11 protein-coding genes are annotated in these 9847 nt (G+C 72.5%); 3 read left to right on the top strand and 8 right to left on the bottom strand.

From position 1 onward, the window contains the following. The 6 genes from E1266_RS31480 to E1266_RS31455 all read right to left on the bottom strand — a co-directional run. Window positions 1–515 (bottom strand): NAD(P)/FAD-dependent oxidoreductase (locus E1266_RS31480; protein WP_132053266.1); only part of this gene is annotated, 515 nt, incomplete at its 3' end. Next, complete coding sequence (locus E1266_RS31475) at window positions 512–709, bottom strand: ferredoxin (RefSeq protein WP_132053264.1); 198 nt, start codon at window positions 707–709, stop codon at window positions 512–514. The genes E1266_RS31475 and E1266_RS31480, both read right to left, overlap by 4 nt. Window positions 710–751: 42 nt before the next feature. Beyond that, window positions 752–1537 carry an SDR family oxidoreductase gene (locus tag E1266_RS31470; RefSeq protein ID WP_132053262.1) on the bottom strand — a complete coding sequence of 262 codons (786 nt, stop codon included), beginning with the start codon at window positions 1535–1537 and terminating at the stop codon, window positions 752–754. After that, a complete protein-coding gene (locus E1266_RS31465) occupies window positions 1534–1875 on the bottom strand; it encodes a hypothetical protein (RefSeq protein ID WP_132053260.1) in 342 nt (113 codons plus the stop codon). The genes E1266_RS31470 and E1266_RS31465 overlap by 4 nt, the downstream gene beginning before the upstream one ends. Next, the gene (locus tag E1266_RS31460) at window positions 1872–2459 is read right to left on the bottom strand and encodes a 3-phenylpropionate/cinnamic acid dioxygenase subunit beta (RefSeq protein WP_132053258.1); all 588 of its coding nucleotides are present in this window, start codon (window positions 2457–2459) and stop codon (window positions 1872–1874) included. Before E1266_RS31460 ends, E1266_RS31465 begins: the two co-directional genes overlap by 4 nt. Next, window positions 2456–3838 (bottom strand): aromatic ring-hydroxylating dioxygenase subunit alpha, encoded by a 1383-nt coding sequence (locus E1266_RS31455; RefSeq protein ID WP_243719116.1) that lies wholly within the window; start codon window positions 3836–3838, stop codon window positions 2456–2458. Before E1266_RS31455 ends, E1266_RS31460 begins: the two co-directional genes overlap by 4 nt. Before the next feature lie 118 nt (window positions 3839–3956). On the opposite strand from E1266_RS31455, the gene E1266_RS31450 reads away from it, so the two are divergent. The 3 genes from E1266_RS31450 (at window position 3957) to E1266_RS31440 (ending at window position 7617) form a co-directional block, all read left to right on the top strand. Further along, entirely contained in the window at window positions 3957–4604 is a 648-nt protein-coding gene (locus E1266_RS31450; protein ID WP_132053256.1) for a carboxymuconolactone decarboxylase family protein, read from the top strand. A 79-nt stretch (window positions 4605–4683) separates the two neighbouring features. After that, a complete protein-coding gene (locus tag E1266_RS31445; RefSeq protein WP_132053254.1) occupies window positions 4684–5874 on the top strand; it encodes an acyl-CoA dehydrogenase family protein in 1191 nt (396 codons plus the stop codon). Window positions 5875–5973: 99 nt separating this feature from the next. Continuing rightward, on the top strand, window positions 5974–7617 hold the full coding sequence (locus E1266_RS31440) for a long-chain-fatty-acid--CoA ligase (RefSeq protein ID WP_243719114.1): 1644 nt from the start codon (window positions 5974–5976) through the stop codon (window positions 7615–7617). Window positions 7618–7703: 86 nt separating this feature from the next. Here E1266_RS31440 and E1266_RS31435 read toward each other — a convergent pair whose 3' ends face one another. Then, complete coding sequence (locus E1266_RS31435) at window positions 7704–9068, bottom strand: ribonuclease D (RefSeq protein WP_132053250.1); 1365 nt, start codon at window positions 9066–9068, stop codon at window positions 7704–7706. A 130-nt stretch (window positions 9069–9198) separates the two neighbouring features. Next, on the bottom strand, window positions 9199–9765 hold the full coding sequence (locus E1266_RS31430) for a DUF3000 domain-containing protein (RefSeq protein WP_132053248.1): 567 nt from the start codon (window positions 9763–9765) through the stop codon (window positions 9199–9201). Window positions 9766–9847 lie beyond the last annotated feature (82 nt).

Genomic DNA, 9847 nt, shown 5'->3' with positions numbered 1-9847 from the left:
GGAGGGTTGGGCAGCGGATCCACCAACGTGACCCGGCACCCCTGGTCGATCGCGGTGCTGGCGACCTCCGCCCCGATGAAGCCGGCGCCCACCACCACGAGGTCACCGCCTCGGGCCAGGTCGGCGTGCAATGCCCGCGCATCGGCCAGCGTCCGCAGCACGTGGACGCCTGGACCGCTCCAAGGCGACGGCCTCGCACGGACCCCGGTGGCGATCACCAGCGCGCCGTACCCGATCCGGCTTCCGTCGGACAGGGCGAGGCGGCGGGCCGCGGTGTCCAGGCCGGTCGCCTCGACGCCGAGCAGCAGCTCCAGCCCGAGCCGCTCCGCCTCCGGACGGGTGAGCAGCCGGACGGGCTCCTCCAGCCGCCCCTTGGACAGCGGCGGCTTGTCGTAGGGCTCCTCGGTCTCCCGGTCGACCAGGCGGACGCGTCCGGTGAAGCCGCCCGAACGCAGGGTCCGGGCCAGGGCGACCCCCGCCACCGAGGCGCCGACGATCACCACGTCGCCGGTCATGCTCCCTCGAGCCGGAGAGCCGCGGCGGGGCAGGCGCGGGCCGCGCGGTCGACCCGCTCGCGGTCGGCCTCGGGGACCTCCGCGGACAGCAGCACGACGAGGCCGTCGTCATCGATGTCGAAGTAGTCGTCGGCCGCGATGACGCAGCTGGCATACCCCTGGCAGGCCGCGGCGTCCGCCTTCAGGATGGGCACTCGGGACTCCTGGTTCTCGTGTCGTTGTCGGTGGGCGCGGCGTCAGCCCTTGATGCCGACGCCGCCGTCGCTGTGGAGGACGGTGCCCGTCATCCCGCGGGACATCGGGGACGCCAGGAACAGGTAGCTCCAGGCGTGGTCCTCACCGGACAGGGCGATCCCCAGCGGCACCCGGGACGCGATGTCCGCGGCGCGGTCCGGGCCGTCGAGGCGCTGCTGGTCGAGCCCCAGCGCCCGCGCACCGGCCAGCCGGGTGCCGACCGTGCCGCCGGGTGCGACGCTGTTGACGCGGACCTCGGGGGCGAGGTCGTGGGCCAGCGCGATGCGCAGCCCGCGGACCGCGAACTTGGTCGAGACGTAGAGCGCGCCGCCCCGGCCCGGCTGGTAGGCGGACGTCGACTCCGTCAGCACGATGTTCCCGCCGCTGCGCCGCAGCTCCGGCAGCGCGGCGCGGACGCCGTGCATGGCCGAGCGCACGTTGACCGAGAACATCTCGTCGAAGGCGTCGTCGAAGGCGTCCTCGTCGACGGCGTCGAGGGAGCGGTAGAAGTCGAAGATGCCGACGCAGTGGACCAGCGTGTCCAGCCCGGCGTGCAGTTCCCGGCACCGGTCCACGGCCTCCCGGTTGACCGAGGACTCGCAGGCGTCGCCTTGGACGACGTCGATCCCGGGCACCGACTTGCGCAGATCCTCGCACTTGGCCTCGTCGCGCTCCACGGCCACCACCGCCGCGCCCTCGGCGACGAACCGTTCCGCCACCGCACGGCCGATGCCCGACCCGGCACCGACGACCAGCGCCCGCCGGCCGTCCAGCACGGGGGCGCTCATGAAGCCGACTCCCTCGTGTCGCGCTCGCTGTCGTCGTCCTGGTCGGGGAACAGGGAGGAGAACGGGTGGCCGACCATCGCGGAGAACGTCGCCGGTGCCTGCCAGGTGAGGGCTTCGAGCTCCAGCGGGTCCAGGGTGACCCACTGGCCGGACTTGGTCGCCTCGATCAGCAGGCGCACGCCGTTGCGGGTCTGGACGAGGCTCACCCGCACCTCGGAGAACTCGTTGCCGAGGGTCAGCGGCTCGCCGACCCGCCCCGCCCGCAGGGCCGCCAGCTCCTCCGCGGCCGCCCTGGCCCGCTCCCGGTCCTCGCGCTCGCCCTCCCAGTGCTGGCTCACAGGAACACCGCCAGGTTCTGGGTGCGGAGCACCGACTCGTCGACCGCGATGTGGCGGCGGGCGAGCCGCCAGGCGCCGCCGACGTCCCGGAGCACGTCGCCGCGCCCCGCCGAGATCAGCGACGGCTCGTTGACGTCGCCGCGGCTGCGGAAGAGCAGGACCGCCGACTCCACGAGGATCTCCCCGGGAACGTCGGTCGCGAAGGTGCGCACGTTGGACAGGTGGTGGCGCAGGCGCGAGGGCGGGTCCTCGGTCCAGGCGTGCTCGGTGCGCAGCCGGGCGACCCGGCGCTGCAGGGAGTAGAGGTCCTCGTCGAAGTGCGCCATCCGCCGGGCGGTGTCGTAGCCGGTGCCCAGCGACGTCGTGACCCGGATCGGCATGTAGTAGTGGACGTCCTCGGTCATCCGGGCGAGCCACTCCTCGAGCTCCTGCCGGTCCAGCAGGTAGGTCTCGTCGACCAGCCACTGGTGGGCGGCCAGGTGCACCGGATCGGCGAACGGGAGCGGGTCGCCCACCGGGGCGGCCTTGGTCGCGTGCGCGCCGAGCGGGCTGTCGGCGGAGGAGACGGGGATGTGCGCGGTCATCGGGCGGCGTCCTCTCCCGGGGTGCCGACGGTGACGGCCGCGGTCCGCACGGGCCCGGCCTCGATGAGGTCGGCCCAGCGGTTCATGAGGTGGCGCTGGTTGTACTCGCCGTACCCGATCCGGGACTCGCCGGGCCCCGCCCACTCGTCATCGCCGAGGGCCGGGGCGATGGTCGAGCCGTCGGGCAGCATGCCCATCCGGCCGTTGAGGAGGAGCCGCCGCGCCATGGTGCCCGCGGCGGTGGCGGTCAGCGAGACCCAGTTCTCCACGTCGTCCTGCTCGAACATCCCGCTGCTGCCGAAGCACATCAGATAGGCCTTGTAGGACAGCGCCTTGAACTCCTCCGGCGCCTCCTTGTCGACCAGGAACCAGGAGAGCACCTCGGTCTCGTTCTCGCTGATCGGCTGCCACTGGCGCAGCGACACGAAGGGGAGGACGTCGTCGGAGTCGGCCACCCTGGGCCAGTTGTGGACGAGGCTGAGGTTCGGGAAGACCGACGCCGCGGAGACCATGAAGCCGTCGCGGCCGATCAGGTCGAGCTGCTCGGCCGACCACACCCGCTTCATCCGCTCGATCATCTCGTCGGGGTAGCCGACGTAGCGCAGGCGCTCCTCCAGCGTCCCCGGCGGCAGCTTGTAGGTGGTGCCCCCGCCGCTGGTGGCCCAGTAGGTCGTGCCGTCCTTGCGCTTCTCGGCCTTCGGCTCGCGGAAGAGCCCGATCTCCACGACGCTCGCGTGGGTCTGCGGGGTGTGGTACATGTCCCCGGCGAAGTTCTCCGCGCCGATCTTCCAGTTCGCCTTGACCCGCCACCGCTGGGGTCCGAGCACCTCGACCCCGCTCGGGCTCTGCCGGGTGTAGTAGTCGAGGTAGAACGCGAAGTCGCCGAGGAACTCGCGCAGCGGGGGCGCCTCGGGGTCGAGCGAGACGAAGATCAGGCCGTTGACGGTGTCCATCGCCGGGGCGGGCAGGAGCCGCTGCCCGCGCTTGCTGAAGCCGGTCTCGCCGCCGTACGCCTCCCGGTGGAAGGGCAGGCCCACGATGCGGCCGTCGTTGCGGTAGGACCACCCGTGGTACGGGCAGCGGAAGTGGGAGGCGTTGCCCTGCTCGGCGCGGCACACCTGCATGCCGCGGTGCAGGCACATGTTGAACATGGCGTGCACCGCGCCGTCGCGGGCGCGGCTGACGATGAAGGAGTTCTCCATGACGCGGCGCACCACGTAGTCACCGACCTGCGGGATCTCCGACTCGTGCGCCAGGAAGACCCAGGAGCGGGAGAAGATCGCATCGCGCTCCGCGGCGAAGATCTCGGAGTCGTTGTAGATGTGCGCGGGCAGCATCCCGTTGCGCACGTGGTCGACGACGTCGGACGGGTCGAACACGGGGACCTCTTTCTGTGGGCCAGAAATGTATTCTGGACCGAGGGTCTTCCCGTGTCAAGGAGCACGTTTCTGATATCAAGAGAACTCGCCCGTGTTTTCTAGCCGCCAGGAGATAGAGATGCCGCGTTTGCGCCAGGTCCGCCGCGCCGAAGTCCAGGACGAGGTCATCCTCGCCATGTACCAGCGCCTGTTCCCCGACCGCGACCCGGTCGAGGAGCCGGGCACGTCCACGGGTACCCCCGGTGACTGGTGGACGGTGTTCGCACTGGTCCCCGACGTCTTCCGGCACGCCGTGAGCGGGTTCTCCCTCTACCGGAACCCGGACCGGAAGCTGGACCCGGTGCTGCGCGAGCTTGGCCAGACCCGGGCCGGCTGGACCCGGGGCAGCCAGTTCGTCTACTCCCAGCACTGCAAGGCCCTGCGGTCGCTCGGCCTCGCCGAGGAGAAGATCGAGGCCGTCCGGTCGTGGGAGGTCTCGACGCTGTTCTCGCCGCTGGAGCGCGCCGTGCTGGCCTACACCGACGCGCTCGTCATGGCGGGCGGGCGCGTGGACGAGGCCGTCTTCGAGGCCCTGCGCGCGGAGCTGTCCGACGAGGAGGTCCTCGAACTGACCTACATCACCTGCCTCTACGACATGCACGCCACGATGACCAGGGCGCTGCGGCTGGAGTTCGACGACCGCGACGACCCGATCACCGAGGTCGCGGCACCCGGCGACTTCCAGGGCCTCGACCTGGGCGCCGCGATCAGCCACCCGGAAGCATGACCGGCCCGGCGGCGTCCCGTCCCGCGGGGCGCGGCGAGCCCGCCGTCCCGCACCCGCCGCACCCGAAGGAGAACCGCTGATGGGCTCGCACGTCCCCGAACACCTGCGCCGGCTCAGGGCGCGCGTCCACGACTTCGTCGTCGGGCGGGTCGAGCCGGCGGAGCCCGTGCTGCACCGGGGCGGCGCGGAGGCCGAGGCGCTCCTCGCCAGCCTGCAGCGGGAGGCCAAGGACGAGGGCCTCTGGGCGCTCGGGCACCCCGCCGAGCTGGGCGGCGGGGGACTGCCCTTCCTGGACTACGTCTTCATCAACGAGGTCCAGGGGCGCAGCGAGTTCGGGCAGCTCGCGCTGGGGACCTGGACGCTGCAGGACTCGCTCATGCTGCACGGGCACGCCGCCCCCCAGTGGCGCGAGCGGTACCTGCGGCCACTGGTGGCCGGCGAGATCTCGCCCAGCTTCGCCATGACCGAGCCCGGCGTCGCCGGCTCGGACCCCACCGGGATCCGGACCACGGCGGTGCTCCAGGACGGCGAATGGCTGATCAACGGGCGCAAGTGGTTCACCACCGGGGCGAAGCAGGCGGCGTACACGACCGTGATGTGCCGCACCGAGACCGACGCGCCCGCGCACTCCGCGTTCAGCATGATCCTGGTGCCCACCGACACCCCGGGCTACGTGATCGAGCGCGACACCCCGGTGCTGGGCATCGAGCACGGCCACTACGAGGTCGTCTACGACAACGTCCGCGTCCCCGAGGCCAACCTGCTGGGGGAGCGCGGCAACGGCTTCCGGATCGCCCAGGAGCGACTCGGGCCGGGCCGCATCTTCCACGCGATGCGCTGGCTGGGCCAGGCGCAGCGGGCGTTCGACCTGATGTGCCGCCGGCTGCGGGAGCGGGAGGCGTTCGGCGGCCCGCTCGCGGACAAGCAGCTGATGCAGCAGTTCGTCTTCGACTCCTACACCGAGATCTCCGCGGCCAGGATGATGACGCTGGCCGCCGCCGAGCAGATCGACCGCGGCGACGAGGCCCGGGTGGAGATCGGCGCCATCAAGGTGGTGGGCGCGCGGATGCTGCACAACGTCGTCGACCGGGCGCTGCAGGTGCACGGCGCGGCTGGCCTCACCGATGACCTGCCGCTGAGCTTCATGTACCGGGCGGCCCGCTTCGCCCGGCTGTACGACGGACCGGACGAGGTGCACGTGCAGAGCGTGGGCCGGCGGGTGCTCTCGCAGTACCGCGACGGAGGCAACTGGGAGTTCGGACTGCGCTGAGCGCCCCGGGGCCGCCGTGGGGCGCCCGAGGGCAGTGGAATCCCGCTCGAGTCCCCGACACGAGTCGGGCAGAAGGAAGGTGACACCTTGTCTGAATTCGTGACCGGTCATCCGTCGACGCACGGGGACGGCTACCAGCTGAACACCACGAACCTGTTCCGCCAGGCGGTGGTGACCCATCCGGAGCAGGAGATCGTCTTCCGGGACGCGGCCGGCGCGTGGCGCAGCACGTCGTACGAGGCGACGTGGCGCCGGGTGGCGCGGACGGCGAACATGCTGGACGGCATCGGCGTACGGCCGGGTGACGTGGTGGGGGTGCTGGACTGGAACCACCTGCGGCACTTCGAGCTGTACTGGGCGATCCCCGGGACCGGCGCCGTGATGCTGCAGATGAACCTGCGGCTGGCCGCCGACGACCTCGCGTACGTCGTGGAGCACGCGGGCGCCACGGTGGTGTGCGTCGACGAGTCGCTGCTGGGCGTGGCCGAGGATCTGGCGGCACGGTGCCCGCAGGTGCGGCACTGGGTCGTGATGAGCGACCGGCCAGTGGCGGAGATCGAGACCTCGCTGCCGGGCCCCCTGGACCACGAGGCGCTGCTCGCCCGGCAGGACGAGGAGTTCGGCTGGCCGGTGATCGACGAGACCTCGGCCTACAGCGCGTGCTACACCACCGGCACCACGGGACGTCCCAAGGGGGTGTTCTACTCCCACCGGGGGATCGTGCTGCACACGATGATGTGGGCCGCCGACCAGGCGGTCGGCGACCACGACAACGTGCTGCTGACGACGCCGATGTTCCACGCCCAGTGCTGGGGCCTGCCGCAGGTGGCCGTCTACGCGCGGGCCCGGGTGGTCCTGCCGGGGCGCTACTCCGTCGAGGAGATCGGGGTGCTGGCCCAGGCGATGGTGGACTACGAGGTCACGGTCACCAACGGGGCACCGGCGATCTTCGCGCCGATGCTGGAGTACCTGCGCTCGCTGCCCGAGCCGCCGGACCTGTCCCAGGCGCGGATGATCTCGGGGTCCACCGAGCCGCCGCTCAGCCTGATCAGGGGCTTCCACGACCTGACCGGGGCCTCGATCATCCACGGGTACGGCGCCACCGAGACCACGCCGCTGGTCACGTCCAACCGGCCCAAGCCCTCCCTGGAGGAGCGGCTGAGCGAGGAGGAGCGCTGGGACCTCAAGCGCTCCCAGGGGCTGCCCGTGGCGGGGGTGGACGTCCGGCTGCTGGGGTCGGGCGGCGAGTTCCTGCCCCACGACGGGAAGTCGGCGGGGGAGATCTGCATCCGGGGCCCGTGGATCACCGAGAGCTACTGGAAGTCCGACGACGGGGGCAAGTTCCACCGGGGCTACTGGCGCAGCGGCGACATCGGGGTGATCACCTCCGACGGCTACCTGAAGATCACCGACCGGCTCAAGGACGTGATCAAGTCCGGCGGGGAGTGGATCTCCTCGATCGACCTGGAGAACGCCCTGATGGGCCACCCGACGGTCCGGCAGGCCGCGGTGGTGGGCGCGCCGCACCCCCGGTGGCAGGAGCGCCCGGTGGCCCTGGTCGTCCCCGAACCCGGCCACGAGGCCGACGTCGACCAGCTCAAGACGCACCTGTCCGCCACGTTCGCCAAGTGGCAGCTGCCCGACGAGATCCTCGTGGTCGGCGAACTGCCCACCACCAGTGTCGGAAAGCTCGACAAGAAGGTGCTGCGCGAGGAGTACGCCGACTTCTACAGCGGGCGCTGAACGCGGCCGCCGCCCGCCGTACGGTCCCGGCCCTGGACGGCGTAGTCCTCGGGATACCCAGTCCTCGGAGTACGTCGTCCAGGCGCTCAGAGATCTCCTTTGCACTCCAGGCGGAGGAAGGCCTTGGCGATCGGCTGGGCGGTGAGCTCGATCTGCCAGCGCCGGGCGCCGAGGTCGTGCAGCGCGGCGGCCACCGCCGAGACCGACGGCTCCGCCGGCGGCGTCCACGCCAGCCGGCGGACGGTGTCGGGCTGGACGAGGTTCTCCGACGGCATCGAATGCTCGTCGGCGAGCGCGGCGACGACGGCGCGGGCGGCGGTGAGGCGCTTGGCGGCCTCGGGGTCGCGGTCGGCCCAGCGGTGCGCGGGCGGCGGGCCGTCGCCGGGGACGTTGGCCTCCGGCAGCCTGCGCTCGGACAGGTCGCGGGCGCGGGCGACGGCGCGCAGCCACGCCGACTGGTGGCGGCGGGCGCCGCGGCCCCGCATCGTCGGCAGCGCCTGCAGCTCGGCGGGCGTCTTCGGGGCCTTCTGCGCCAGCTCTATGATCGCGGCGTCCTGCAGCACCCGGCCGGGCGACAGGTCCCGTTCGCGGGCTATCCGGTCGCGGGCCTCCCACACCTCGCGGACGGTGGCGAGCGCCCGCCGGTTGCGGATCCGGTGGATGCCGGACGTGCGGCGCCACGGGTCGGCGCGCGGCGGCTTCGGCGGGGTCGCGAGAATCGCGGTGAACTCCTCCAGCGCCCAGTCGAGCTTGCCGGTGGACTCCAGCTCGTCCTGCAGCGAGTCGCGCAGCTCGACCAGCAATTCGACGTCCAGCGCGGCGTAGCGCAGCCAGTCCTCCGGGAGGGGGCGCGTCGACCAGTCGGCCGCCGAATGCCCTTTCTCCAGCACGAAGCCCAGCACGTTCTCGACCATGGAGCCGAGCCCGACGCGCGGGTAGCCGAGTAGCCGCCCGGCCAGCTCGGTGTCGAACAGCCGCCGCGGCACGAGCCCGACCTCCGCCAGGCACGGCAGGTCCTGGTTGGCGGCGTGCAGCACCATCTCGGTCTCGGCGAGCGCGGCGTCCAGGGCGGACAGGTCGGGGCACGCGATCGGGTCGATCAGCGCGGTGCCGGCGCCGGCGCGGCGCATCTGGATCAGGTAGGCGCGCTGCCCGTAGCGGTAGCCGGAGGCCCGCTCGGCGTCGACCGCGACCGGGCCGCTGCCCGCCGCGAACGCCGCGATCACCCGTTCCAGCTCGGCGGCGTCGGTCACCACGGAGGGGACGCCCTCGCGCGGTTCCAGCAGCGGAACGGCCGGGGGGCCGGTGCCGGCCTCCCGGTCCGCGGGGCCGGGCTCCGCCGCGGCCTGCGCTGGAACGGTCCCGGGCCGCCCTGCGGCGGCCCCTTCCTCCGCACCGGTGTCCCGCTGGGAGCCGGTGGCGCGCGTATCGGACACTCCTGCTGAACCCATCTCATCCTCGGGTTGGCGCACCGACCGGGGTCGCGGGGACACGGGCCGACGAGAAAGGCGCACTTCCTTCGTGTTCTCCCCCGCCGCCCCGGTTTCGGACGCCGTGCTCACGTCCCCTACCGTACGTCGCTCAGCCGCCCGCGCCGCCCGGTCCGTTCGGAAGCGCGGCGACTCCGGACGGCGGCAGCCCCGCCGTCGTGCACATCACCTCGCACCACGCGGCCACGTGACCGGCGAGATCGTCGCCGGTCGGGGACCACGAGGCGCGCAGCTCCAGCTCGGTCGTGGACGGCTCGTCGCGCTTGTCGCCGAAGCTCTCCGACACCGCGCGGGTGATCGTCCCGGACACGCCCGCGTAGCCGGCCGGCTCCAGCGCCTCCAGCAGCCAGTCCCACGCGACGGAGCCGATCAGCTCGTCGGCCGCGATGTCGGGCTCCAGGTCGGCGCGGATGTAGGCCACGATGCGGAAGCCGTTCGTCCAGCCGCCGCGGCCGTCCGGGTCGTACAGGACGATGAGGCGGCCCGTGGCGACCTCGGTGTCGTCGTCGCGGTAGACGCTGCCGGACATGGCCGCCGCGTGCGGGGCCAGGCTCTGCGGCGCGGGCATGTCCTCGAGGTCGAGCTCCGGCCGTACGCCGGGGCCGTCGAGGATCTCGCGCAGCGTGTCGAGCGCCCGCTGGAAGGCAGGTGGGTTCATGGGCGGACCGGCCTGGGTGCGGGGGAGTGGCTCGGGTCGGGGATGCCGGTGCGGGGCGCCGCCGCGGGCGGCGACGGGCGGG

Source organism: Actinomadura sp. 7K534 (assembly GCF_004348575.1).
GTDB lineage: Bacteria > Actinomycetota > Actinomycetes > Streptosporangiales > Streptosporangiaceae > Spirillospora > Spirillospora livida.
The sequence above is the reverse complement of the archived record's forward strand: the minus strand, read 5'-3'. Positions and strand labels throughout refer to the sequence as shown.

Excerpts from the sequence above, each read along its gene's own strand:
- E1266_RS31470 (WP_132053262.1), bottom strand. The coding sequence starts at position 1,537 with ATGAGCGCCCCCGTGCTGGACGGCCGGCGGGCGCTGGTCGTCGGTGCC.
- E1266_RS31460 (WP_132053258.1), bottom strand. The coding sequence starts at position 2,459 with ATGACCGCGCACATCCCCGTCTCCTCCGCCGACAGCCCGCTCGGCGCG.
- E1266_RS31450 (WP_132053256.1), top strand. The coding sequence starts at position 3,957 with ATGCCGCGTTTGCGCCAGGTCCGCCGCGCCGAAGTCCAGGACGAGGTC.
- E1266_RS31445 (WP_132053254.1), top strand. The coding sequence starts at position 4,684 with ATGGGCTCGCACGTCCCCGAACACCTGCGCCGGCTCAGGGCGCGCGTC.
- E1266_RS31435 (WP_132053250.1), bottom strand. The coding sequence starts at position 9,068 with ATGGGTTCAGCAGGAGTGTCCGATACGCGCGCCACCGGCTCCCAGCGG.
- E1266_RS31430 (WP_132053248.1), bottom strand. The coding sequence starts at position 9,765 with ATGAACCCACCTGCCTTCCAGCGGGCGCTCGACACGCTGCGCGAGATC.